The organism is Kitasatospora sp. NPDC005856 (assembly GCF_040629945.1).
GTDB lineage: Bacteria > Actinomycetota > Actinomycetes > Streptomycetales > Streptomycetaceae > Kitasatospora.
The window spans coordinates 80,748-104,904 of sequence record NZ_JBEXWT010000027.1; the positions used below are offsets into that span (position 1 = coordinate 80,748).

A 24,157-nucleotide genomic window follows, 5' to 3' on the forward strand; every position below is an offset into this window, starting at 1 on the left:
CTACTCTCCTTGCTCTGCCGAGGGGTTGGGGGAGGGGACGCCTGGCCCGGTGGAGGTACTGCCGGAGCCGGTGGAGGCGCCACCCGGGTCGCGGGAGGGGACGCCGAGGCCGCCGGAGGGGACGACCGGGCCGAGGGAGGGCACGCCCCAGTCGCGGGCCACCTCGCCGGTGTCCGCGCCCGGCCGGGCCGGCGGGCGGCGCAGGGCGCCGGGGGTCGCGGAGAAGCGCGGGGCGGGGGCGGGCTGGGTGACTCCGTCCACCTCGACGTACGTCCCGCGCGTCGACAGATGGCCGTCGGCGGCGGCCTGACGCATCGTCAGTACCGGTTCCACGCAGGCGTCGGAGCCCGCGAAGACGGCCTCCCACTCGGCCCTGGTCCGGGTGGCGAAGCGGGCGGCGATCAGGGACCGCAGCTCGGGCCAGCGGGCCGGGTCGTACTGGCCGGGCGCGTCGGGGCCCAGCTCCAGCAGCCGGGCGAACTCGGCGTAGAAGCGCGGCTCCAGGGCACCGACGGCCAGGTGCCCGCCGTCGGACGCCCGATAGAGGGCGTAGAACGGCGCGCCGCCGTCCAGCAGGTTGACGCCCCGGCGGTCCTGCCAGTGGCCGGCCGCGAGCAGGCCCCACAGCATGCTGCCGAGGTGGGCCGCGCCGTCCACGATCGCGGCGTCGACCACCTGCCCGGCGCCGGTGGCCCGGGCGTGGTGCAGCCCGGCGAGCAGGCCGACGACCAGGTAGAGCGAGCCGCCCGCGTAGTCACCCAGCAGGTTCGCCGGGATGCCGGGGGCCTCGTCGGCACCGCCCGGCGCCGCCACCATGCCGAGCACCCCGGCGACCGCCGCGTACCCGAGGTCGTGCCCGGCGGTCGCCGCCCGCGGGCCGCGCTGCCCCCAGCCGGTCATCCGGCCGTACACCAGCGCCGGGTTGCGCGCCAGGCAGTCCTCGGGCCCGACCCCGAGGCGCTCCGCGACGCCCGGCCGGTAGCCCTCGATCAGAAGGTCCGCCCGCTCGACCAGGTCCAGCACCTGCCCGGGACCTTCGGGGGACTTCAGGTCGATCAGCACGGAGCGCTTGTTGCGGTTGCTGAGGTCGAAGGCCGGGTCGGTGCCGAGCGGTGAGGGCTCCGGGCGGTCCACCCGCACCACGTCCGCCCCAAGGTCCCCCAACAGCATCGCCGCGAACGGCCCCGGCCCGATCCCGGCGAGCTCCACCACCCGCACACCCGCCAGCGGCCCCCCGGCCGCCGGCGCACTGCTCGTGTCACCCACTGGCTGCTGAACCCTTCCCGATGGGTTTGACAGTAAAGCTGTAACACTCGGGATGATAGGCAAGCGACTCGCCGGTAACAAGACCTCCTCCGGCACGCCGCGTCGCCGATCCCCCCGCCGATGCCCCCGCGACTCCCGCTCGGATCCCCCGCGGATCCCCCTTCGTCTCGCCTCCGACCGGACTCCGGATGGACTCCGACATCTCCCTCCAGGGGCCCTTCCCCGACACCGCCGAGGCATGGCGGCAGTTCCTCACCGCCGGGGGCAAGGCGATCGACTGCGAGCCGATCCTGTAGCGAACAGCGGGCGGGCGGAAATGGGTGGGCGCAGGCCGAGGTAATAGTCTATCTTGCCATGTAGCCATTACATGACACACGGGGAGCGCCATGACCACCACCACCGATCCGACCGCCGCCCGCACGGTCGTCGCCGTCTCCGAGCGGCTGGTGCTGACCCGGCCGCAGGAGGGGGACCTGGAGGCGGTGTTCGCGATCCACGGGGATCCGGAGACCAACCGGTACAACCCGAACGGACCGCAGCGGGACCGGGCGGAGAGCCGGGAGATGCTGGACGGGTTCGTCGCCGACTGGGTGCGGGACGGCGTGGGGTACTGCGCCGTCGCCACCGGGGAGGACCCGGGGACGGTGATCGGGTTCGCCGGGCTGTACCTGCACACGCTGGACGGGAAGCGGGTGTTCAACCTCTACTACCGGTTCCGGCCGTCCGCCTGGGGCCTGGGGTTCGCGGCGGAGGCGGCCCGGGCGGCGATGGCCGAGGCGCTGCCGCGCTTCCCCGGCATCCCGGTGGTCGCCCTGATCCACGCCGACAACCTGCCCTCGCGTCGGCTCGCCGAGCGGCTCGGGCTGGTCGCCGACCCGGACGGTCGCACCGACGAGGAGGACCGGGTGATCCACCGGATGGCCCCGGCCGTCGCACCGGCCTGAGCCGGAGATCCCCCGCCAGGGGGAGCGGGATCGCGCCCCGGGCGGAGGCCGCGGGGCGGGGCCCGGCGGGACGGTGGGGGCATGAGGATCAACGAGCACGTGGTGCGTGCCGGGGCGGCGTGGACGGCGGTGGCGGCGACCGGGCCGTACCTGACGCTGAAGCTGCTCTGGCTGACCGGGCATCCGGTGGGGGCGGACAACCCCGGCGCGATGGACCGGCTGTGGCTGGTGAACCTGCTGACCTTCGGCATGGACGCGATCGCCGTGGCCCTGGCGCTGGCGTTCGTCCGGCCGTGGGGGCGGCGGGCGCCGGCCGGGCTGGTCGCGTTCCCGATGTGGGCGGCGACCGGGCTGCTCGGCACGATCCTGGTCGCGTTGCCGCTGTACCTGCTGAGCCTCCTGGTGCTCGGGCCGGAGCGCGCCGCCCCGGACGACAAGGGCGTCGGCGACTGGGTCTTCCTCGTCGTGTACGGCGGCTTCTGCGTCCAGGGCCTCTCCCTGCTCACCGCCTTCGCCCTGTACGCCCGCCGGCGCTGGCCCGGGCTGCTGCGGGAGCGGATCGGCGACCTGCCCGACTCCCCCACCCTGACCGTGCAGCGCGCCCTCGCCTGCGTCGCCGCGCTGCTCGCCGCGGGCGTCGCGGTGGGCCGGGCCTACTGGGCGCTCGGCGGCACCGCCGGACTGCCGCAGAGCATGGTGGAGGAGCGGAACCGGGGCGTGGCGGTGATGGACGGGGTGGCCGCGGTGATGGCGGTGGCCGCGGCGGTGGCGCTGCTGGTCCTCGTCTTCCGGATCCGGCCGGGGCGCCGGCTGCTCGGGCCGCTGCTGGTGGTGTGGACGGCGGCCGGCTCGCTGTTCGGCTGGGGCGGCTGGCAGCTGGTGGCCTTCGGGGCGACGACGACCCGGGTGACCGAGCTGCGGAGCGCCGTCCCCGGGCTGATGCCCCTGGTGCAGACCGCCCAGGTGGTGGCCGCGGTGCTGGTCCTGACGGTCGGGGCGACGGCGTTGACCGAACGGGGCGCCCGCCGGCGCGCCGCTGCCGTAGAGTCGCGCGGGTGATCACGGGGGTGGACAGCCGGTTGCGGCGTACGGCGGGGGCCGCGTTCGGGCGGCGGGCCCGGCTGCGCTGGGTGCACCTGGTCCTGGGCGGCGCGCTGCTGATGCCGTACTGGATGCTGTCGGTGGTGCTGTTCGGGGCGCTCAACCCGAACCAGTCGCCCGCCCGCCAACTGCTGCTGTACGCCCTGTCGTTGCTCACCTCGCTGCCGATGGCCGCCGTCACCGCGCTGGTGCCGACGGTGCGCGGGCTGGAGGGCGCGGCCGCGCGGGCGCTGTGCGCGGTGGCCCGGCCGGAGGAACTCGCCACCGGACCTGCCCGCTCCTGGACCGCCCGCCGGCGCACCGCGCTCTGGTACGTGCTGCACGTCCTGTTCGGCGGGGTCGTCGCCGGGATGACACTGGCCGGCACCCCCTTCGCGGTGGTGCTGGTCTGCGGCTTCGCGGGGACGAGGGAGTTCGTCCGGGCGTGGGAGCGGCACTTCCCCGGCTGGCTGGTCACCGGCCCGGCCCTCGGCCTCGGCGTGCTGCTGCTGATCGTCGGCACCAACGCCGTCTGCGGCGCGCTGCTGGCCCGCTGGGCGCCCGCCCTACTGGGCCCGACGCCGGAGGAGCGGGTGGCCGCCGCCGAGCGCCGGGCCACCGTGCTCGCCCAGCGCAACCGGCTGGCCCGCGAACTGCACGACTCGGTCGGGCACGCGCTCAGCGCCGTCGGCATCCAGGCCTCGGCCGCCGCCCGGGTGCTGCGCAGCAACCCGGACTTCGCCGCCGAGGCGCTCGCGGCGATCGAGGAGACCGCCCGCGCCGCCGTCGCCGAACTCGACACCGTGCTCGGGCTGTTGCGCGAGGAGGACCAGGCGGCCGCCGGGCCGTCCGGGCCCACCCTCGCCGGGCTGGACGACCTGCTGCGCCAGCTCGGCCGTGCCGGGGTCGCGGTGGACGCCGAGCTGGCGCCCGGGCTGTCCGGGCTGCCCGAGGCGGTCTCCCGCGAGGCGTACCGGATCGTGCAGGAGGGCCTGACCAATGTGCTGCGGCACGCCGGGCCCGCCCCGGCCGGGCTGCGGGTCGACCTGGCCGACGGCCGACTCGGGATCGAACTGACCAACCCCCTCGGCTCCGGCCGGCCGAGCCGCCCCGGCGGCGGACGCGGGCTGCGCGGGATCGCGGAACGGGCGGCGGCCCTGCACGGCGGCAGCACCGCGGGGCCGGGCGAGGACGGAACGACGTGGCGGCTGGCCGTCTGGCTGCCGGTGGGAGGGACGACGTGAACGGGAAAGAACGCCATGAAGGCGACGGACGCAACGGAGGCAACGGAGGCGACGGAGGCGACGGAGGCGACGAGGGCACGGACGCGGTCGAAGGCGGGGGCGGGGGCGGGGGCGGGGGCGGGGGCGGGGGCGACGGCATGGGCCGGGGCGCCGACGACATCCGGGTGGTGATCGCGGACGACGAGCGACTGGTCCGCCTGGGCCTGCGGGTGGTGATCGACAGCGAACCGGGCCTCACCGTGGTCGGCGAGGCCGCCGACGGCGCCGAGGTCGTCCCGCTGGTGCGCGAACTGCGCCCGGACGTGGTGCTGATGGACGTCCGAATGCCCGGCATCGACGGCATCCGGGCCACCGAACAGCTGGTCAACGGAATGGCCGTGCCGCCGCGCATCCTGGTGGTCACCACCTTCGAGCACGACGACCACGTGTACGACGCGCTGCGCGCGGGCGCCACCGGGTTCCTGCTGAAGCGGGCCCGGGCGGAGGAGATGGTGCAGGCGGTGCGACTGGTCGCGCGCGGCGACTCGCTGCTGTTCCCGGCGGCCGTCCGCGAACTGGCGCTGCGCCACGGCGCGGACCGACGCCGGGAGGCCGAGCGGGCGGACCGGGCGGGGCGGGGGCCGATCGGGCGGCTGACCGAGCGGGAGGGCCAGGTGCTGCGGCTGATGGCCACCGGGCTCAACAACGGCGAGATCGCCCGGCAGCTGGTGGTGAGCCAGGAGACGGTGAAGACGCACGTCGGCAGCGTGCTGGCCAAGCTGGGCGCGCGGGACCGCACCCAGGCGGTCATCGCGGCGTACGAGTCGGGCTTCGTGCTGCCGGGCTGACGCCGGTTCAGTCACGTGCCGGTCCCGCCAGGGCCTCGGCTGGTCCTGCCGCGGCCCCCTGTGCCCCGGGAGCGTCGAACACGGATTCCGTCCGATCGTCACCAGCGAGTAGAGTGCGGCTTTCCCCCGCAAACTTCCGATACGTCCCGTATCGCCTGGAACGAACTGGTGGCCGCATGACAGTCCGAACCCGACCCGCGCTCTGGTGGCGCATGGGCATCGTGCTCTCGGCGGGCCTCGGCCTGATCCTCGGAACCGCGCCGCTGGTCTACTTCACCGTGCAGAGCAACGTGATCGTGTTCGGCTACTTCGTCGGCGCGGTGTACTGGATGCTCAAGCGCGGCACCGTGGACGCGCCCGCGCCCCGGCTGCGCGGCGCCGCCACGCTGTACATCCTGATCACCGGGCTGGTCTCGCACATCCTGCTCGAACACGGCGCCAACCCGCTGCCCGGGCTGGTGAGCGGGCCGGACAGGCTGGCGCACTGGTCGTCGTTCTTCCTGCACTACGTGACGCCGGTGATGGTGATCGTCGACTGGCTGGTGCTGAAGCCGCGCAACGCCGCGGCGTGGAAGGACATACCGCTCTGGCTGTGCTTCCCGCTCGGCTACGCGGCGATCGTGCTCACCCGCAACGCGCTGTTCGACGACTACCCGATGCCCTACCCCTACTTCTTCTTCGACCCGACCACCAAGGGCTACGGCTACGTCTGGGGCCAGATCGCCCTGCTGACCGTCGAGTTCGTGGTGCTGGCCGCCCTCGTCGTCGGGCTGGACCGGCTCGGGACGCGGATCGCGGTCCGGCTGCGACCGGCGCCCCAGGCCTGACGAGCGCTCCCGACGCCGCACTCCTGACGCGGACTCCTGACACCTAAGTCCTGCCACCACGCGTCTGACGCCGCAGAACTGACGCTCCGCCTGTCGCCAGAAAGCCCGCCCGACGGCGAACCGACCGGCTGTCGAGACCGCCGGGGACCATTCCGCCCGGCTCCGGATGCTCCTGGAGGAGGAAGCGGATGGGCCCGGAGGAGGAAGCGGCCGCGGCTCGTCGGATGACGCGCGGCCGGTGGGGCCCGCCGTAGCGTCGGACGGGAGCGGTGGCGGAGGGGTTCCGCGGGGGAGACCGGGGTTCGGCGGAGGCCGGAGATGACACGCAGGAGCACGGGCAGGGCGGCGGTCGCGGCGGTGGCGCTCGCGACGGCGGTGGGGCTGGCGGCGCCGGGGGCGGCAGCGGCCGAGGGAGGCCGGGCGAACCCGCTGGAGGGGGCCTGGCGGATGGAGGGTTACGGTCTGCTGATGGCGGTCTCCGGGGACCGCCTCACCACCTACGACGTGACGGCGCACAGTTGCGTGCCCGGCTGGGTGACCGGGACGCGGACCGCGGCGCCCGGCCCGGACGGCACCACCCGCTACGCCATGGACGACCTCGCCCTGACCCTCACCCCCAAGGGCCGGAACCGGGCCGTGGAACGCGAGGAGGGCGGGGTCGGCAGCAAGACGCTCACCCGGCTGGACGCCCTGCCGTCGCTGTGCACCACGCCGGCTCCGAACGACCCGCTCGCGGTCTTCGACCGGTTCTGGGAGAACTTCGAGGAGAACTACCCCTTCTTCGCCGCCAAGGGCATCGACTGGCACGCCGTCCGGGACGAGAAGCGGCGCACGATCACCCCGGCGACGACCGCCGACGAGCTGCAGGCCGTCTTCGTGGACATGCTCCGCCCGCTCGGTGACGCGCACACCGCACTGGCCCGGGTGGTCGACGGGCAGCCCGAGGGCGTCTTCAGCGGGCAGCGGCCCGGGTCGACGGTCGAGACCGATGAGCTGGCCGCCCGCGCCCGGCAGGCGTCGGCCGCCCAGCTCACCGGCTCGGAGCGGCTCTTCGCCGACGGCCGGCTCGGCGTGGGCCGGCTTCCCGACGGCATCGGCTACCTCCGGGTGAGCAGCTTCAGCAGGTACGCCGACGGCGGCCACCAGAGCCAGCTCGACGAGCTGGACCGGGCGCTGGACGCCGTGCTGGCCGGCCCCGACCGCCTCGCCGGGCTGGTCGTCGACGTGCGGCTGAACGGCGGCGGCTCGGACGCGCTCGGGCTGCACATCGCCGCCCGGCTCACCGATCGCCCGTACGTCGCCTACCGGAAGGTCGCGCGCAACGATCCGGCCGACCCGACGAAGTTCACCCGGCCCGAGCCGATCACCGTGCGGCCCTCGGCGGGCGCGCGCTTCAACGGTCCGGTGGCGGTGCTCACCTCCTCGATCTCCACCAGCGCGGCGGAGACCTTCACCCAGGCCATGATGGGCCGCTCCCCCAAGGTGCTCCGGGTCGGCGAGAACACCCAGGGCGTCTTCTCCGACGTGCTGGTCAAGACGCTCTCGCCGGACTTCATCGTCGTCCTGCCGAACGAGAAGTACCTCACCCGGGACGGCGGCACCTTCGACGGACCGGGCATCCCGCCGAACGTCCGCACCCCGGTGTTCACCGCGGACGAGCTGGCCGCACTCAGGGACTCGGCCCTGAGTACGGCCCGCCGGATGCTCGCCGAGGATGTCCAGGACAACCAGGAGCAGTGACAGGACCAGCAGCCGTGAGCGCTACATCGGCTCCACCGCCCGCAGTGCGCCGTCCAGCTCCAGCCACCGGGTGAGCCCCAGGCCGCGCAGGAACGGCAGGTCGTGGCTGGCCACGATCAGCGCGCCCCGGTAGGCGGCCAGTGCCTGGGTGAGCTGGCGGACGCTGGCGAGGTCCAGGTTGTTGGTCGGCTCGTCGAGCAGCAGCAGCTGCGGCGGCGGGTCGGCCAGCAGCAGGGCGGCCAGCGTGGCGCGGAACCGCTCGCCGCCCGAGAGCGTGGCGGCGGGCTGGTCGGCCCGGGCGCCCCGGAACAGGAAGCGGGCGAGCCGGGCACGGACCGCGTTGTCCCCGGCGGCGGGCGCGAACAGTTTGACGTTCTCCACGACCGAGCGCTCGTCGTCCAGCAGGTCGAGCCGCTGCGGGAGGTGCCGCAGCGGCACCGGGGTGATGACCTCCCCTTCCAGCGGGGCGAGTTCGCCGGCGATGGTGCGCAGCAGGGTGGACTTGCCGGCGCCGTTGCGGCCGACCAGGGCGATCCGCTCGGGCCCGCGCAGGTCGAGGTCGGCGGTGGTGCCGTAGGGCAGCCGGACCTTGTCCAGGGTGAGCACGGTACGGCCGGCCGGGACGGCGGTGCGCGGCAGGTCGATCCGGATCTCGGCGTCGTCCCGCACCGCCTCCTCGGCCGCGCCGAGCCGGGCCCTGGCCTCCTCCAGGCGCTCGGTGTGCATGCCCTGGAGACGGCCGGCCGTCTCCTGGCCCTTGCGCTTGAGCATCCCGGCGAAGATGTGCGGGTCGTTGCGGGTGACCGAGCGCTTCTTGCCGTACGCGGCGCTGCGGTCCAGCCGGACGCGGGCCTCCGCCAAGTCCCGCTTCTGGCGCTGGACGTCGGCCTCGGCGTTGCGCAGCAGCCGCTCGGCCGTCTCCTGCTGGGCCGCGAGGGTGCGTTCGTATTCCTCGAAGTTGCCGCCGTACCAGGTGACTTCGCCGTCCCGAAGGTCGGCGATCTGGTCGACGTACCGGAGCAGTTCGCGGTCGTGGCTGACGATCAGCATCACGCCGTTCCAGCCCGCCACCGCCTCGTAGAGCCGCTCGCGGGCGGCCCGGTCGAGGTTGTTGGTGGGCTCGTCGAGCAGCAGGACGTCGGGGCGGGCCATCAGCAGGGCGGCCAGCCGCAGCAGCACCGCCTCTCCGCCGGAGAGTTCGCCGGTGGTGCGGTCGAGGGCGAGGCGGTGCAGGCCGAGCCGGTCGAGGGTGGCGCGGGCGCGCTCCTCGACGTCCCAGTCGTCGCCGATCGCGTCGAAGTGGCGCTGGTCGGTGTCGCCGGACTCGATGGCGTGCAGGGCCTCGCGGGCGCCGCGGATGCCGAGCGCCTCGTCCACCCTCACTGTGGTGTCGAGCGTCAATCCCTGGGGCAGGTAGCCGAGTTCGCCGTCGATCCGGACGGTGCCGCCGGTGGGCGTGAGCTCGCCGGCGATCAGCCGCATCAGGGTGGACTTGCCGGCGCCGTTGAGCCCGATCAGGCCGGTGCGGCCGGGGCCGACGGCGAGCTGGAAGCCGTCCAGGACGGGCTTGCCGTCGGGCCACTCGAACGAGAGCTCGGTGCAGAGGACGGCGGTGGTGGTGGGGTGGTGTGCCATACAGGCCTCCCGGGGTGGTTGCCGAAGGGGTGGTGAGCAACACGGGGAGACACCGCGGGTGCGGAACCGGGGACGGCCGGAGGAGACGAAGGGGTGGCGTCACGCAGAGGAGCGCCACGGGCCGTGACTGAGGTCGCACACTCGCGCACCGCGCGACGGCAGCAGTGCCTGCGCGGCGGGGGCGGTGTCCCGGGACCTCAGTAGAGCAACGGCCTTCTCCTTGTCTGGCTGATGACCCGGACCACGGTAGGCAGCCCGCACGCCGCCCGCAACCGGTTTACCGGCGGCCGGACGGCCGCGAGGTCGGAGCGGGCCCCGACGGAGGACCCCGGCGGGGGCCCGACCGCGGCCCCGGCGGAGGCCGGGTGCCGATCCCGTGCCCAACCGGTGACAACCTCGTCCTGGTCCCGTGACGGCCCCGGACCGGCCCGGGGCGGATGTCAGGAGTTCCCCGGCCGCATGGCAGACTCCTCCCCTGCCATGCCTGCGGCCGAGTGGGGCCGCACCCGGGGAACGGGCCGCATGGCGGTAGTCAACAGGGGGATTTGAACTCATGTCACCGATATCCCGGCCGGGCCGTGCCGTCCTGGGCGCCTCCGTCGTCGCGCTGACCATGGTGGTCGCCACCGCGTGCGGCCCCGACAACGCCGACCCGGCCGTGACCGCGGCTCCCAGTGGCGCGGCCACCGCCGCCGGCACTCCGGGCGCGGCTCCGATCAAGCTTCCGACGCTCGAAGAGCTGAAGACCTGGAAGCTCGACGACTGGGACAAGTGGGCCCAGGCGAACGTGATCACCCCGGCGGTCAAGGGCTACTGGACCCTGCAGAAGCTGCTGGAGGCCAAGCCGAAGCCGCTGCCGCAGCCCGCCCCGGAGGCGACCCAGCCGCCCGCGCAGCCCACCGGTGCCGCGCCGGCCACCAGCGCGTCCACCGCCCAGCCGACCGCCCAGCCCACCGCGGCCCAGCCCGGCGGCGGCTCGGACCAGCTGCCCGCCGTGGTCCCGGCCAAGCCCGTGGCGCACCCGTTCCCGAAGAACATGCACGTCAACGGGAAGATCTTCTTCAAGGACGGCAACGAGGACTACGTCTGCTCCGGCACCGTCGTCTCCGACCCGGCCAACCCGGGCAAGAGCAACCTGGTGTGGACCGCCAGCCACTGCCTGCACGGCGGCAAGGGCAACAAGTACTACACCGACATCACCTTCGCCCCGGCCTTCAACAGCAACGGCGTGCTGAGCAACGGCAACAAGCAGGCCAAGCTGGAGGACGCCGAGCCGTACGGCGAGTGGACCGCCACCTCCGGCATGGTCTCGCCGCAGTGGACCGCCGAGGCCGACCCGGAGAAGGGCGGCCCGTGGAGCCAGTACGACTTCGGCATCATCAAGGTCGCCAACCCCAACCCGGGCGGCAAGTCGCTGGAGGAGACCGTCGGCGGTTCCGTCCCGCTCTGGTTCAACGCCCCGCGTGACCAGGTCGGCGCCGTCAGCAACTACGGCTTCCCGGAGGGCAAGCCCTTCGACGGCGTGGAGCTGGAGCACTGCGACGGCGGCAAGCCGTCCAAGAAGACCGGCGACCCGAGCCGCCCGGCGATGCTGCTGATCGGCTGCAACATGACCGGCGGCAGCAGCGGCGGCGGCTGGTACGCGACCAAGGACGGAAAGCCGGCCCTGGTCAGCGACACCTCCATCGGCAACGGCGCGAACACCTACGAGGCCGGTCCGTACCTGGAGGACGTGGCCCAGCACATGTTCGAGTACTTCTCGAAGAAGGCCAAGTAACCGAGGCCGAGCGATCAAGGCCGAGTGATCGAAGCCGAACGGCCAGGGCCCCGGGCCCAGTGGCCAGTGGCCAGTGGCCACGGGCGAGTGACCGAGGCCGGGTGATCAAGGCCGAGTGATCCGCCGAGCGGTGGTCCGGGGGCCGCGGCTGCCACAGCCGCGGCCCCCGCTTTTTCCGCCGCCCGGGTCGCTCCTCCTACAATCGGCCCCATCATGAGCGCGACACTCGTAGTCAAGGACCTCACCGCCGGCCACGGCGAACGCACCCTCTTCTCCGGCCTGGACCTGGTCATCGCCCCCGGCGACGTGATCGGCCTGGTCGGCGTGAACGGTGCCGGCAAGTCGACCCTGCTGCGGCTGCTGGCCGGCCTGGACACTCCCGAGGGCGGCTCGCTGCGGCTGAGCCCGGCGAGCGCCAACGTCGGCCACCTGCCGCAGGAGCCGGAGCGGCGCGAGGGCGAGTCGGTGCGCGACTTCCTGGCCCGCCGCACCGGCGTGGCGGCCGCGCAGGCCGCCCTGGACGAGGCCACCGAGGGCCTGGTCGAGGGCCGGGCGGGGGCCGACGACGCGTACGCGGCGAGCCTGGAGCGCTGGCTGGACCTCGGCGGCGCCGACCTGGAGGAGCGCGCCGAGGAGGTCGCCGACTCGCTCGGGCTGAAGGTCTCGCTGGACCTGCCGATGACCGCCCTGTCCGGCGGCCAGGCCGCCCGGGCCGGCCTCGCCTCGCTGCTGCTCTCCCGCTACGACGTCTTCCTGCTCGACGAGCCCACCAACGACCTCGACCTGGACGGTCTGGAGCGCCTGGAGTCCTTCGTCAAGGGCCTGCGCGCGGGCACCGTGCTGATCAGCCACGACCGCGAGTTCCTGGCCCGCACCGTGACCAAGGTGCTGGAGCTGGACCTGCACCAGCAGCAGATCAACCTGTACGGCGGCGGCTACGAGGCGTACCTGGAGGAGCGGGCGGTGGCCCGTCGGCACGCCCGCGAGGAGTACGAGGAGTACGCCGACACCAAGGCCTCGCTGGAGGCCCGGGCGCAGATGCAGCGCAACTGGATGGAGCACGGCGTCCGCAACGCCCGCCGCAAGGGCAGCGACAACGACAAGAAGGCCCGCGCCACCCGCGCCGAGTCCACCGAGAAGCAGGCCTCCAAGGCCCGCCAGACCCAGCGGATGATCGAGCGGCTGGAGGTGGTCGACGAGCCGCGCAAGGAGTGGGAGCTGCGGATGGAGATCGCCACCGCGCCGCGCTCCGGCTCGGTGGTCGCCACCCTGCGCGGGGCGACCGCCCGGCGCGGGGACTTCGCCTTCGGCCCGGTGGACCTGCAGATCGACTGGGCCGACCGGGTCGCCATCACCGGCGCCAACGGCGCGGGCAAGTCCACGCTGCTGGCCGCCCTGCTCGGCCGGCTCGAACTCGACGGCGGCAGCGCCTCGTTGGGCTCCGGCGTGGTGGTCGGCGAGGTGGACCAGGCGCGCGGGCTGTTCCTGGGCGGGGAGCCGCTGGCGGAGGCCTTCGCCGCCGCCGTGCCGGAGCTCTCGCCGGAGGACGTGCGCACCCTGCTGGCCAAGTTCGGCCTCAAGGCGGTGCACGTGCTGCGCCCGGCCGGCACCCTCTCCCCCGGCGAGCGCACCCGGGCCGCGCTGGCGCTGCTGCAGGCCCGCGGGGTCAACCTGCTGGTGCTGGACGAGCCCACCAACCACCTGGACCTGCCCGCGATCGAGCAGCTGGAGTCCGCGCTCGGCTCGTACACCGGCACCCTGCTGCTGGTCACCCACGACCGGCGGATGCTGGACACGGTGTCGGTGAACCGCCGGATCGAGGTCCGGGACGGGCGGGTGCACGAGCTCTGAGCCGACGCCGGGTCGTTGCCGGGTCGTTGCCGGATCGGCGCTGACCCGGCAATTGGTCTCTACCTCCCGGTCTGTACCTCTTCCCGGAGGGGCCGTCATGTGCTGTGCTGTCCGCCATGGTTGACAGCACAGACAGCGCCGTGGCGGGAACGTCCCACCCGACCGTCCCGCTCACCCCCATGACGGTGCCCGCCCACGAGGCCGAGGCCCGCAGCAGGTCCTTCCACGACGTGATGGCCCGGCGCCGGACCGTCCGCGACTACTCCACCCGCCCGATCCCGGACGGGGTGCTCGAGTGGGCGGTCCGGACGGCGAGCACCGCGCCCAGCGGCGCGCACGTCCAGCCCTGGCGGTTCGTGGTGATCACCGACCCGGAGCGCAAGCGGCGGCTACGGGAGGCGGCCGAGGCCGAGGAACGGGAGTTCTACGGCCACCGGGCGTCGGAGGAGTGGCTGGCCGCGCTCGCCCCGATCGGCACCGACTGGCGCAAGCCGTTCCTGGAGGACGCGCCGGCCGTGATCGTGGTGTTCGAGGTGCACAAGGGCCCCGACTCGCCGCGTCCGTACTACACCAAGGAGTCGGTGGGGATCGCGGTCGGGCTGCTGCTGGCCACGCTGCACCAGGCCGGGCTGGCCACGCTGACCCACACCCCGAGCCCGATGAGGTTCCTCAACGAGGTGTGCGACCGCCCGGCGGAGGAGCGCGCGGCGTACGTGATCCCGGTCGGCTACCCGGCCGAGGGGGCGCGCGTGCCGGACCTGCGGCGCAAGGAGCTCGACGAGGTGATGGTCCGGCTCTGACGCGCCGGGGCGCGGCCGGACACGCCCGCCACCGGAGGGACTCGAATGGTGACAGGTCCCGGCCAAGGACATAATCGCCGTCATGAGCCCAGCACAGTCACGGTCCTGTGGCCTCGCCCGGCCGGTCGTGGAGGTGACCGCCGGGCGGCCGCCGGAGCGGCTGCGGCTGCCCGGCGGCCTCTGGCTGCGCCGCCGCCGCAGCACCCACGCGGCGGCGCTGAACCGGGCCGTCCGCGCCAACCTGGACCACCTGCGGCCCTGGATGGAGTGGGCGGCCGAGGCCCCCTCCCGGGCGCAGACCGCCGAGCTGACCAGGGCCGGCGCGGCCGCCTGGGAGGCCGGCACCGACTTCATGTACCTGGCCGGCCTGGACGCCGAACCCGGCGGCGTGATCGGCGCCTTCGGCCTGCACGGGCGGATCGGCCCGGGCGCGCTGGAGATCGGCTACTGGGTGGCCGCCGGGCACGTCGGCCGCGGCATCGCCACCGCCGCGGCCGGGGCGCTGACCGAGGCCGCGCTGGCACTGCCCGGGATCACCCGGGTGGAGATCCGCTGCGACCAGGCGAACGGCGCCAGCGCGGCCGTCCCGCGCAAGCTCGGCTACCGGCTGGACCGGGTCGCCGAGACCGCCGTCCGGGCTCCGGGCGAGACCGGACGGCAGCTGGTCTGGGTGATGGAGCGCTGAGACCGGCGTTCCGGCGCGGGCAGCGCCCTCGGCAGCCCCCCGACAGCGCTCAGTAGCGCGAGCCGGTGGCCGCCGGCAGCGCGTCCAGCTCGGCCAGGTCCGCCGCCGAGAGCTCGATCCCGGCCGCGCCCACGTTGTCCACCAGGTAGCGCGGCGTCCGGGTGCCCGGGATCGGGAAGACGTACCGGCCCTGCGCCAGCACCCAGGCCAGCGCCACCTGCGCGGGGCTGGCGCCGATCCGCTCGGCGACCGCCCGCACCGCCTTGACCAACTCCAGGTTGGCCTTCAGCGCGTCCTGCTGGAAGCGCGGCAGCCGGCGGCGGAAGTCGTCGGCGGGCAGCTCGTCGAAGGACGTGATGCCGCCGGTGAGGAAGCCCCGGCCGAGCGGGGAGAACGGCAGGAAGGCGATGCCCTGCTCCTCGGTGTACGGCAGCACGTCGGCCAGCACGTCCCGGGTCCACAGCGACAGTTCGGACTGCACCGAGGCCACCGGGTGCACGGACTGCGCCCGCTTGATCTCCTCGACCGTCGCCTCGGAGAGCCCGATGCTCCGGGCCTTGCCCGCCGCGACGACCTCGGCGAAGGCGCCCCAGGTCTCCTCGATCGGGACGTCCGGGTCGACCCGGTGCAGCTGGTAGAGGTCGACGTGGTCGGTGCCCAGCCGGCGCAGGCTCTCGTCGATCGAGCGGCGCACGTGCTCGGGCCGGCCGTTGCGCTCCTGCTGGCCCGCGCCGCCCGGCACGATGCCCACCTTGGTGGCCAGGAAGGCGCGCTCCCGGTACGGGCCGGCCAGCGCGGCGCCGACCACCTCCTCGTTGGTGTACGGGCCGTACATGTCGGCGGTGTCGATCAGGCCGACGCCGAGGTCCAGCGCCTGCCGGATCACCCGGACGGAATTCTCGTCGTCCCGGTTCTGCACGCCGTAGGCCCAGGTCATCCCCATGCAGCCGAGACCGATGACGCCGATCTCCGGGCCGTTGGTACCGAACGGGGCGTTGCGCATGACGGTGCTCCCTCGTGGTTCGCGTGGTGGTGCGTGATCCGTGGTCGTGCGTGGTGGTGCGTGATCAACGCCTTCAGCATTCACCTTGGAGCGCACTCGAGGTCAAGTGCATTCCGTCCGGCCCGCGCGGAGGATTCGCCGGGGAACCGGACGGCGGTGATCGCCGTCCTCCTGACGATGGCTCACGCGTTCGACAGAACGATCCACGGGGGTGGACATGTCCCAGGGCGGAACTGCCGTCGGCATCCTGTTCTGCGCCATCGGGCTCCCGCGACCGTCTGCACCGCCGACCCGAGCTCCGGCCGACTGTCCTGCCCGGGCGGGATCCGCCCCACCCTCGGCCTTCCGCACGGGTCGTAACGGCCCGTCACAGCGGCCGCAAGGGCGTGCCGAGATCTCCACGGGCCCGTCGCAGAGCTCTCTTAACCGTTCCTAAAACCTGCGCCGGTGGGCCGCCCGGGACCGGGAAGTGCTTGACGTGCACAGCTGGTCTAGTCCAGTTTGATGCTCAGCACCGCGCTCCCCCGCACCGGCCCACCCCAAGGCCGCCGCCCGCCCCGTGCCTCCCCCCTCGCGGCGCGGGCGGCCTCCACGTCCCGAGAGGCACCCCCATGCCCAGCGCGCCCCTGCACGCCCCCACGCACCGCCGCCCCGCCGGCCGGACCACCCTGCTGAGCCTCGCCGCCGCCACCGCGCTCGCCGCCGGCGGCCTGGCCGTCCTCGCCGGGAACGCCGGTGCCGCCGACGGCAACCTGCTCGCCAACGGCGGTCTGGAGAGCGGCGCGGTCAGCCCCTGGAGCTGCTCCGCCGGCACCGGGAGCGTGGTCGACTCCGGTGCGCACGGCGGGACGTACGCACTCAAGGGGGCGGTGAGCGCGAGCGACACCGCGCAGTGCGGCCAGAGCGTCAGCGTCCAGCCCAACACCAAGTACACCCTCAGCGCCTGGGTGCAGGGCCAGTACGTCTACCTCGGCGCGACCGGCAGCGGCGTCACCGACCCGGCCACCTGGACGGCCGGCGGCCCCGGCTGGCAGCAGCTGTCCACCAGTTTCACCACCGGACCGGCCACCACCAGCGTCAACGTGTACCTGCACGGCTGGTACGGGCAGGGCGGCTACCTCGCCGACGACATCGCCCTGACCGGGCCGGGCGGCGGCAACCCGTCCACCCCGCCGCCGAGTTCGACCCCGCCGAGCCCGACCGGTACCCCCACCGGCGGCCCCACCGGCGGCCCGACCACCCCGGCGCCGAACGTCGCGCTCCCGGTCGCCCCGTACATCGACATGGGCGCCTGGCCCACCCCCTCGATGCCCGACCTGGCCAAGGCCGGCGGCCTCAAGGGCTACACGATGGGCTTCGTCACCGGCGTCGGCTGCAAGGCCAGCTGGTTCAACGCCTACGACCCGCGCACCGCCTGGGCCAAGGACCAGGTGGACGCGCTGCGCGCGGCCGGCGGCGACGTCAAGGTCTCCTTCGGCGGCGCCGCCGGCACCGAACTCGCCGCCGCCTGCACCACGGTGGACTCGCTGTTCGCCGAGTACGACGCCGTGGTGAGCGCCTACGACCTGCGCTACGTCGACTTCGACATCGAGGGCGCGGCCATCGCCGACACCGCCGCCAACGACCGCCGCTCGGCCGCACTCGCCAAGCTCCAGAAGGCCCACCCGGGCCTCAAGGTGTCCTTCACCCTGCCCGTCCTGCCGGAGGGCCTGACCGCCGAGGGCGTCGCCATCGTCAAGTCCGCCCGGGACGCCGGGGTGACCGTCGACCTGGTCAACATCATGGCGATGGACTACTACCGGAGCGGGGCCGACTACGGCGACGCCGCCGTCCAGGCCGCGCAGTCGCTGTTCGGCCAGCTCAAGGCGCTCCACCCGGCGAAGACCGACGCCCAGCTGTGGGCGATGGTCGGCGTCACGCCGATGATCGGCGAGAACGACGACCACCAGGTCTACAACCAGGCCGACGCCCAGCAGTTGGTGGCCTTCGCCCGGCAGAACCACCTCGGGATGCTCTCCTTCTGGGACGCCACCCGGGACGCCAACGCCTGCACCGGCGGCTCGCTGTCCAAGTGCACCAACATCCCGCAGCAGCCGTACGAGTTCGCGAAGCTCCTCGGACAGTACGCGGGCTGAGCCCGGGCAGGAGCCTCCGGGCCGAGCCCCGGACCGGCGGAAATTGGCATCTCATCGTCCCGGACCGTCGATTACAGTCCCTCCCACCTGTACGGCACGAGGGGGCGGACATGACGGTCCGGGACGACCACATCCAGCTGAGCACGACCACTGCGACCTGCGACGACGCCGCATGGGCGGCCGAGGTCAGCGCGGAGGGCGTCAGCACGGAGGACGTCAGCGCGGCGCAGGTCAGCACGGCCGAGGTCAGCGCCGAGGGCGTCAGCGCCGAGGAGCTCGCCGCGTTCAGCCGCACCCTCGGCCGGCTGCGGGACCTGCCCGCCCACGACCGCACCCGGCTGCACGCCGAGCGGCAGCTCAGCTCCTTCGTGATGGAGAGCCGCAAGCGCCGCCGCCAGGAGGCCCGGCACGCCATGCGGCAGGCCGACGCCGACCTGCTCGCCACCACCGCGACCGGCAGCCGGACCCGCCGCGAGGACGCGCCGCTGGCCGCCGCGGGCGGACCGGTCGGCGAGCTGCTGGTGCCGCGCAAGTGCTACGTCTGCAAGCAGGCCTACCGCCGGGTCGACGGCTTCTACCACATGCTCTGCGCGGACTGCGCGGCCGACAACACCGCCCGCCGCGACCTGCGGACCGACCTGCGGGGGCGCCGGGCGCTGCTCACCGGCGGGCGGGTGAAGATCGGCTTCCAGCTCGCCCTGATGATGCTGCGCGACGGCGCCGAGCTGATCGTCACCAGCCGCTTCCCGCAGGACACCGTCCGCCGCTTCCGCGCCGCCGAGGGCAGCGCGCGGTGGTGGGACCGGCTGACGGTGGTCGGCATCGACCTCCGCGACCCGCGCCAGGTGCTCGGCCTGACCGAGCGGCTGTGCACCGAGGGGCGCCCGCTCGACATCCTGGTCAACAACGCCGCGCAGACGCTGCGCCGCCCGCCCGAGTCGTACGCGCTGCTGGCCGCGGGCGAGCGGGACGCCCTGCCCGCGGCCGACCGCCGGGCGATCGAGCACGCCCCCGGGTTCCGCCCGGCCGGCGGCCCCGCCCGACTCCCGTCCGGCGTCGGGTCGTTGCTGGACCTCACCGACGAGGCCGGGCTGCTGCCCGACCTCGCCCCCGCCAACTCCTGGACCGCCACGCTCGGTTCGCTCGACCCGGCGGAGGTCCTGGAGACCCAGCTGGTCAACGCGCTGGCCCCGGCCCTGCTCTGCGACCGGCTGCTGCCCCTGCTGCTGGCCTCGCCGCGCCCCGCCCGCTACATCGTCAACGTCACCGCGGTGGAGGGCCGGTTCGCGGCCCGCAACAAGACGGCCCGGCACCCGCACACCAACATGGCGAAGGCCGCGCTCAACATGCTCACCCGCACCAGCGCGGCCGAACTCGCCACCCGGGGCGTGCACATGTGCGCCGTCGACACCGGCTGGATCACCGACGAGAACCCGGCCCCCACGAAGGCCCGGATCGCCGCCCGGGGGTTCCGCACCCCGCTGGACATCGTGGACGGCGCGGCCCGGGTCTACGACCCGATCGTCCGCGGCGAGGCCGGGGATCCGGTGTCGGGCGTGTTCCTCAAGGACTACCGGGTGGCGGAGTGGTGAGAGGTCCCGGGGCTCAGGTGCCGTAGCGGTCGCACCAGGGCGAGTGGGAGCCGAGACGGGCGACTCCGGCGCCAGCGCGTGCTCTCGGCACCCCCTCGGGAGGCCGCCCTGATCTTGCGTCAGGGTTCCCCCGGAGGCGTGGAGCGGGAAGTCGGCCGGGCCGACTTCCCGTGCGGCAGAACCTCCGCTCCCCGGCCGGAGTGCCGGGGAGGTGGTTCCTCGGCGAACGGGTCGGGTAGCTGTCCACGGTGCGTCACGGGCCACCCGCGTCGCCGTCGCTCCCGGGAGGTCGGGAATGTGCTCACCGGAGGCCGCTCCCCCGGTCCGTCAGGCCGTGATCCTCGCCGGCGGACGCGGCACGCGCCTCGCCCCGTACACGGACCTCCACCCCAAGGTGATGGTCGAGGTGAACGGCACACCGCTGCTGCGCCACCAGCTCGACCGGTTCGCCGACGCGGGCGTGGAGTCGGTGGTCGTCTCGGCGGGCTACCGCGCGCGGGTGATCACCGACTACCTGCGCGCGGCACGCCCCCCGGTCCGCACCACCGTGGTCGTGGAGGACGCGCCGCTGGGGCGGGGCGGCGGGCTGAAACTCGCGGCCCGCGCGCTTCCGGCGCCGCAGGAGCCGTGGTTCGCCGTCTACGGCGACATCTGGGCCGAGTTCCCCCTCGCCGCGCTGGGCGCGCACCACGTGCGGTGCGGGGCCCTGGCCACGGTCGCCCTGGTCCCGCCCCGGCTGCCGAAGGGCACGGTCGTCTGCGACGCCTCGGGGAGGGTCGCCGAGCTCGCCGCGCCGCCCCCGCCCACCTGTACGGTCAACGGCGGCGTGTACGCCTTCGCGCCCGGGGTCGTCCCCCTGCTGCCGGAGGACGGGGACCACGCGGACACCACCCTGCCCCGGCTGGTGCGCCTGGGGCAGCTGGCCGGCTTCCGCGCCGACGGCTTCTGGTGCGCGGTGAACACCCCCGGTGACCTCCGGGAGTTGCGGGCCCGGTTCGCGGACCCGGTTCGCGGGCCCGTGACTCCCGGAACGCCCGCTCGACCGGGCCCCCGGGAGGCCCCGTGAGCGGATGGCACAGGCTCGGGAAAAGTCCTGTCGGTCCGTCACATTCCGTGCCACAGTGGACGGTCCGGCGCGCCGAGCCCGTGCGGGCCGGATGGACTCTCGGAGCTCTGGGGGACGCGTGGGATCCGAAACGGACACGACCGGCGACGGCCGGCCGACCGTACTGGTGCGTGACGTGGTGCGGTCGGTCGTGGAGGCCCTCGCACCGGACGAACTGTTCCTGGTGGAGGGGCTCCGCCGCTTCGACGACGCCACGGTGGTGCGGCGGTTGAGCCGCGGCGGAGGCCGGCGCGAGCCGCTGGGGTTCGGCATCGGGGAGGTCGCCGCCCTGGTGACGCCCGTCGTGTGGCTGGTGCTCGACGAGGTGGCGCAGCGGATGGTGGCCACGACGGTGGACCGCGCCTCACGGGGGGCGACGGGCCTGGTGCGGCGGGTGTTCCGGCGGCGGGCCCCCGCGGCCGAGCTCCGGCCGCTGACCCGGGAGCAGCTGGTCGAGGTGCGGACCATGGTCCTGACGGCGGGTGAGCAGCGCGGTCTGGTGCCCGAACGCGCCGAGGAGATCGCCGACGCGGTCGTGGCCCGGCTGGCCCTGTCCCGCGCACTGGAAGCCCCCGATCCGCGGGAACCGGAGCCGCCCGCCGGCCCCACCGACCCCTCCGGCACCGGGCAGGACTAGGTGGAGGCCGCCGGAGCACCGCCCGGGCGGCCGCGGATCGACGAGCGGGTCCTCGGCGCGGGCACCGGCCCCCGGTTCGTCGTCCTGTTGCTCCTGATGCTCACCGCCGGCGGCGCCATGATCCTCGAAGTGGTCAGGGTCATGGCCGACGGGGACGAGACCGGGTGCACGCTCGCCGCAGGTGTGGACCCCGCCGACGGCAGCTACTGGAACACGTCACTCAGCATCACCGGCCAGGCCACCGCCTCCCGCTTCTGCCTCTCCCTCTGGGCGCCCGCGCCGCCGTGGTGGCAGGTGGCCGCCTGGCCGCTGCTCCTGCTGGTGGTGGCCGCCCTGCTCTTCGCCGCGCTGCCGCGCTGGAGGACCCGGCGCAGCCGCGTCCTCCCGCTGGCCGCGGTCGATCCGGACGGCGAACTCCTCGCCCTGCTCACCGAACTGTGCACGACGGCGGGCGTGGCGCCGACACCCCGGGTGGTGGTCGATCCCGCGGCCGCCTCGGTCAGCGCGGTGGTCTTCGGCCGCACCCGCCGCCCGGTCGTCTGCCTGCACGGCGGCCTGCTCGCCGTCCGGCACCGCGATCCGCAGCGGTTCCGGGCGGTGCTGCTGCACGAGCTCGCCCACATCGCCAACCGGGACGTCACCCTGACGTACCTCACGGTCGCCCTGTGGCGGGTCTTCCTCGCGCTGGTGCTGCTGCCGTACGTGCTCTGCCTGGGCTACGTGATCTACGGCGTGGTGGCGGACGGCCGCGTGCCGCAGCTGAACCGGGCCGTGGCGCTGGCCGTCGTGATGGTCGTGCTGCTGTACCTCGCCCGCTCCGACGCGCTGCGCAGCCGGGAGATCTACGCCGACCTGGCCGCGGTGCGCTGGGGCGCGGACCCGCACGGCTGGACCATGACCGCCGCGCCGCCCGGGAGCGCGGTGCGCCGCGCGGTCGACGCCTTCCTCGAACTGTGGCGCACCCATCCACGCTGGGGCCTGCGCCAGGGCGCGCTGACCGATCCCGCGCCGCTGTTCCGCACCGCCGTCCTGCCGCTCTTCCTCATCGGCACCGTGCCCGTCCTGGCCGTGCAGCAGGTGCTCCGGCAGATCGCGCTGTACCGCGCGAACTTCACCAACAACCTGATGACGGTGCTCGTCGTCGTTCCCGGTGCCCTGGTGACCGGCGTGATCGTCGTCGCCCTGTGGCGGGCCGTGGTGTACGCCGTCCTGACCGGGCGCCGCGTGCCCTCCGGGGCGTGGGCCGGAGGGTGGCTGGGCGCCGGGATGTCGGCCGGCCTGGTCCTCAGCGGCTGGGGCGCGGGCTGGGCCTGGCAACCGCAGCGACCGGCGGTCCTGCTGGTACCGGTGGCGGTGGGAGCGGCCTTCGGCTGGTGGACCACCCAGTGCGCGCACCTGTGGACCCGCACCTCGCGGGGCCGGACCCCGCGCCCCGCGCTCACGCTCTGCCTGGCCGCCGGCTGCCTCGCCATGACGTCATGGCTCACCTGGTGGATGCTCGCCGGGGCCATGGCCCTGAACAGGGACGATCCGAGCGCGAAGGCCGTCGCCCAGTCCATCCTGCAGTGGCTTCCCTCGGCCGCCCCGACCGGGGACCTGACCAGGATTCCCGGCCTCGCCACGGCGTACCCGCAGTTGGCGAACATCACCGACACGCCGATGGGTTCACTGGCCGTCATCGTCCTGTGGGCCGTGCCGCTGCTCGCCTGGGCGTCCGGTACGGCGGGCCGGCCCCCGCGTTGGCTGCCGGACCTGCCCCGGCCGGACGGCCCCGTGGCGCCACTGCGCAAGGTCCTGCTGCCGGGGCTGGCGGGTGGGGTGCTGGCGGGTCTGGCCGTCGTCGGCGTCCAGGCCTGGATCCACACCGGGCAGCCGGTACCGGACGCGCGGGGCGGGCTCTACGCCCTGCGGTACGCGAGCCTCCTGCTGGCGGCGCTGTGCCTGCCCGCGGGCCTGGCCGCCGCCGTGGCGAGCACCGCCGACCGGCGCTACCGGCTGCTGGGCGCCCTGATCGCCGCCGAGACGGCAGCCCTGCTGGGGCTCGCCACGGTGACGCTCCTCGTCTCCGTGGACGGTTGCGTCACCCCGCTCGACGTCCTCTCGGACGGCTGTGCCTGGCGTCCGGCCTGGTCGAGGCCGTTGTTCCCGTTCACGTTCGTGCTGAACAACGCCCTCGTCCTCTCCGGGCTCATCGCCGTCGTCGCCGCGCTCAGCACGGTCGCCGTGACGGCCGTCCGGCGTGGACGGCGGCCTGACACACGCCCGTCCGTCCGCCCCGACGTCCGGACCGGCGGACCGGGGGCCCGTGGACGGCGCGCACGCCGCCTCGCGGTGATCCTGCTGTGCGCCGTGGCGGTCGCGGGCACCGCGGCGGACGGCGCCCGGTGGAGGTACCGGCTGGGCTTCACCTTCGACCAGGTCACGTCCCAGCGCTCCCTGGTGCAGTACTGGGGGCTCCCGGACCCACAGTTGTCCGAGGCCACCCGCCTGCGGCAGATCCGGGCCTGGTACCGCCTCAGCGGCGACGATCTCATCGACCTCGCGGTCTCGTACGACAGCCGCCTGAACGCCGCGATCCGGGAGGCCCAGGCCGCCAAGGACGACTGGGCCGCGCTGGACCGACGCCTCCGGCCGGCCTGCGCCCGCTGGGGGAGCGCCGCCTGGTTCGAGACGATCTGGTTCCGCGTGCCCGCCGACCCGCGCCTACGGGCCGACTGGCACGCGGTGGCCACCCGGGCGGACAACGGCAGCCGCCGCTGCGCACAGGCCCTGACCGCACACGACTTCGACGGCCTGAAGAACGCCCTCGGCGACCTGACCGCGGCCCGCCGCTGCGCGGAATCGGTCAACGCCGGGATCGACGGGATCCTCCGCGCGGGCGGCTACCGGGGCACCACCCGCCCGCCCGCGAAGGGCGTCGCGGCGGTCTGCGACCGCCCCGCCTGAGCCGTCCGCGTCCGCTGCCCGGGGCAAGGAGGAGGAGTGGGAAGTCGGCCGGGCCGACTTCCC

18 protein-coding genes are annotated in these 24,157 nt (G+C 74.3%); 15 read left to right on the forward strand and 3 right to left on the reverse strand.

Annotated elements, in window-relative coordinates; genetic code table 11:
* Positions 1 to 1,218, reverse strand: a complete 1,218-nt coding sequence (locus tag ABZ449_RS18605; RefSeq protein WP_360346914.1) for a CaiB/BaiF CoA-transferase family protein — start codon at positions 1,216 to 1,218, stop codon at positions 1 to 3.
* A 434-nt stretch (positions 1,219 to 1,652) separates the two neighbouring features.
* Between ABZ449_RS18605 and ABZ449_RS18610 the strand changes: the two genes are divergently transcribed.
* From ABZ449_RS18610 to ABZ449_RS18635, 6 genes are all read left to right on the forward strand, one after another.
* Complete coding sequence (locus tag ABZ449_RS18610; RefSeq protein ID WP_360346878.1) at positions 1,653 to 2,210, forward strand: GNAT family N-acetyltransferase; 558 nt, start codon at positions 1,653 to 1,655, stop codon at positions 2,208 to 2,210.
* 81 nt (positions 2,211 to 2,291) lie between these two features.
* Positions 2,292 to 3,269, forward strand: a complete 978-nt coding sequence (locus ABZ449_RS18615) for a hypothetical protein (protein WP_360346880.1) — start codon at positions 2,292 to 2,294, stop codon at positions 3,267 to 3,269.
* Positions 3,266 to 4,534, forward strand: a complete 1,269-nt coding sequence (locus ABZ449_RS18620; protein WP_360346882.1) for a histidine kinase — start codon at positions 3,266 to 3,268, stop codon at positions 4,532 to 4,534. Before ABZ449_RS18615 ends, ABZ449_RS18620 begins: the two co-directional genes overlap by 4 nt.
* A gap of 137 nt (positions 4,535 to 4,671) precedes the next feature.
* A complete protein-coding gene (locus ABZ449_RS18625) occupies positions 4,672 to 5,361 on the forward strand; it encodes a response regulator transcription factor (protein WP_360346884.1) in 690 nt (229 codons plus the stop codon).
* A gap of 176 nt (positions 5,362 to 5,537) precedes the next feature.
* Positions 5,538 to 6,188 (forward strand): Pr6Pr family membrane protein, encoded by a 651-nt coding sequence (locus tag ABZ449_RS18630; RefSeq protein ID WP_360346886.1) that lies wholly within the window; start codon positions 5,538 to 5,540, stop codon positions 6,186 to 6,188.
* A gap of 318 nt (positions 6,189 to 6,506) precedes the next feature.
* Entirely contained in the window at positions 6,507 to 7,928 is a 1,422-nt protein-coding gene (locus tag ABZ449_RS18635) for a S41 family peptidase (RefSeq protein WP_360346888.1), read from the forward strand.
* A 21-nt stretch (positions 7,929 to 7,949) separates the two neighbouring features.
* Here the strand turns inward: ABZ449_RS18635 and ABZ449_RS18640 are convergent, their stop codons facing one another.
* Positions 7,950 to 9,563 carry an ABC-F family ATP-binding cassette domain-containing protein gene (locus ABZ449_RS18640; protein ID WP_360346890.1) on the reverse strand — a complete coding sequence of 538 codons (1,614 nt, stop codon included), beginning with the start codon at positions 9,561 to 9,563 and terminating at the stop codon, positions 7,950 to 7,952.
* A 553-nt stretch (positions 9,564 to 10,116) separates the two neighbouring features.
* On the opposite strand from ABZ449_RS18640, the gene ABZ449_RS18645 reads away from it, so the two are divergent.
* The 4 genes from ABZ449_RS18645 to ABZ449_RS18660 all read left to right on the forward strand — a co-directional run bounded on the left by ABZ449_RS18645 (position 10,117) and on the right by ABZ449_RS18660 (position 14,676).
* Positions 10,117 to 11,340, forward strand: a complete 1,224-nt coding sequence (locus ABZ449_RS18645) for a hypothetical protein (protein WP_360346892.1) — start codon at positions 10,117 to 10,119, stop codon at positions 11,338 to 11,340.
* 213 nt (positions 11,341 to 11,553) lie between these two features.
* Positions 11,554 to 13,191, forward strand: coding sequence for an ABC-F family ATP-binding cassette domain-containing protein (locus tag ABZ449_RS18650; protein ID WP_360346894.1), 1,638 nt, complete (start codon positions 11,554 to 11,556; stop codon positions 13,189 to 13,191).
* A 116-nt stretch (positions 13,192 to 13,307) separates the two neighbouring features.
* The gene (locus ABZ449_RS18655) at positions 13,308 to 13,991 is read left to right on the forward strand and encodes a nitroreductase family protein (protein ID WP_360346896.1); all 684 of its coding nucleotides are present in this window, start codon (positions 13,308 to 13,310) and stop codon (positions 13,989 to 13,991) included.
* An 82-nt stretch (positions 13,992 to 14,073) separates the two neighbouring features.
* Complete coding sequence (locus ABZ449_RS18660; RefSeq protein WP_360346898.1) at positions 14,074 to 14,676, forward strand: GNAT family protein; 603 nt, start codon at positions 14,074 to 14,076, stop codon at positions 14,674 to 14,676.
* A 49-nt stretch (positions 14,677 to 14,725) separates the two neighbouring features.
* Here ABZ449_RS18660 and ABZ449_RS18665 read toward each other — a convergent pair whose 3' ends face one another.
* Entirely contained in the window at positions 14,726 to 15,679 is a 954-nt protein-coding gene (locus ABZ449_RS18665) for an aldo/keto reductase (protein WP_360346900.1), read from the reverse strand.
* Between the two features lie 611 nt (positions 15,680 to 16,290).
* Between ABZ449_RS18665 and ABZ449_RS18670 the strand changes: the two genes are divergently transcribed.
* The 5 genes from ABZ449_RS18670 (at position 16,291) to ABZ449_RS18690 (ending at position 24,094) form a co-directional block, all read left to right on the forward strand.
* Complete coding sequence (locus tag ABZ449_RS18670; protein WP_360346902.1) at positions 16,291 to 17,814, forward strand: carbohydrate binding domain-containing protein; 1,524 nt, start codon at positions 16,291 to 16,293, stop codon at positions 17,812 to 17,814.
* Between the two features lie 110 nt (positions 17,815 to 17,924).
* Complete coding sequence (locus tag ABZ449_RS18675) at positions 17,925 to 19,406, forward strand: SDR family NAD(P)-dependent oxidoreductase (protein ID WP_360346904.1); 1,482 nt, start codon at positions 17,925 to 17,927, stop codon at positions 19,404 to 19,406.
* A 295-nt stretch (positions 19,407 to 19,701) separates the two neighbouring features.
* Positions 19,702 to 20,472, forward strand: coding sequence for a nucleotidyltransferase family protein (locus ABZ449_RS18680; protein ID WP_360346906.1), 771 nt, complete (start codon positions 19,702 to 19,704; stop codon positions 20,470 to 20,472).
* Between the two features lie 118 nt (positions 20,473 to 20,590).
* Positions 20,591 to 21,148 (forward strand): hypothetical protein, encoded by a 558-nt coding sequence (locus ABZ449_RS18685; RefSeq protein WP_360346907.1) that lies wholly within the window; start codon positions 20,591 to 20,593, stop codon positions 21,146 to 21,148.
* Entirely contained in the window at positions 21,149 to 24,094 is a 2,946-nt protein-coding gene (locus tag ABZ449_RS18690) for a M48 family metalloprotease (RefSeq protein WP_360346909.1), read from the forward strand. It abuts the gene before it with no gap.
* Positions 24,095 to 24,157 lie beyond the last annotated feature (63 nt).

Coding starts and splice junctions, on each gene's coding strand:
- ABZ449_RS18610 (WP_360346878.1), top strand. CDS start 1,653: ATGACCACCACCACCGATCCGACCGCCGCCCGCACGGTCGTCGCCGTC.
- ABZ449_RS18615 (WP_360346880.1), top strand. CDS start 2,292: ATGAGGATCAACGAGCACGTGGTGCGTGCCGGGGCGGCGTGGACGGCG.
- ABZ449_RS18625 (WP_360346884.1), top strand. CDS start 4,672: ATGGGCCGGGGCGCCGACGACATCCGGGTGGTGATCGCGGACGACGAG.
- ABZ449_RS18630 (WP_360346886.1), top strand. CDS start 5,538: ATGACAGTCCGAACCCGACCCGCGCTCTGGTGGCGCATGGGCATCGTG.
- ABZ449_RS18635 (WP_360346888.1), top strand. CDS start 6,507: ATGACACGCAGGAGCACGGGCAGGGCGGCGGTCGCGGCGGTGGCGCTC.
- ABZ449_RS18640 (WP_360346890.1), bottom strand. CDS start 9,563: ATGGCACACCACCCCACCACCACCGCCGTCCTCTGCACCGAGCTCTCG.
- ABZ449_RS18645 (WP_360346892.1), top strand. CDS start 10,117: ATGTCACCGATATCCCGGCCGGGCCGTGCCGTCCTGGGCGCCTCCGTC.
- ABZ449_RS18650 (WP_360346894.1), top strand. CDS start 11,554: ATGAGCGCGACACTCGTAGTCAAGGACCTCACCGCCGGCCACGGCGAA.
- ABZ449_RS18655 (WP_360346896.1), top strand. CDS start 13,308: ATGGTTGACAGCACAGACAGCGCCGTGGCGGGAACGTCCCACCCGACC.
- ABZ449_RS18660 (WP_360346898.1), top strand. CDS start 14,074: ATGAGCCCAGCACAGTCACGGTCCTGTGGCCTCGCCCGGCCGGTCGTG.
- ABZ449_RS18665 (WP_360346900.1), bottom strand. CDS start 15,679: ATGCGCAACGCCCCGTTCGGTACCAACGGCCCGGAGATCGGCGTCATC.
- ABZ449_RS18670 (WP_360346902.1), top strand. CDS start 16,291: ATGCCCAGCGCGCCCCTGCACGCCCCCACGCACCGCCGCCCCGCCGGC.
- ABZ449_RS18675 (WP_360346904.1), top strand. CDS start 17,925: ATGACGGTCCGGGACGACCACATCCAGCTGAGCACGACCACTGCGACC.
- ABZ449_RS18680 (WP_360346906.1), top strand. CDS start 19,702: ATGTGCTCACCGGAGGCCGCTCCCCCGGTCCGTCAGGCCGTGATCCTC.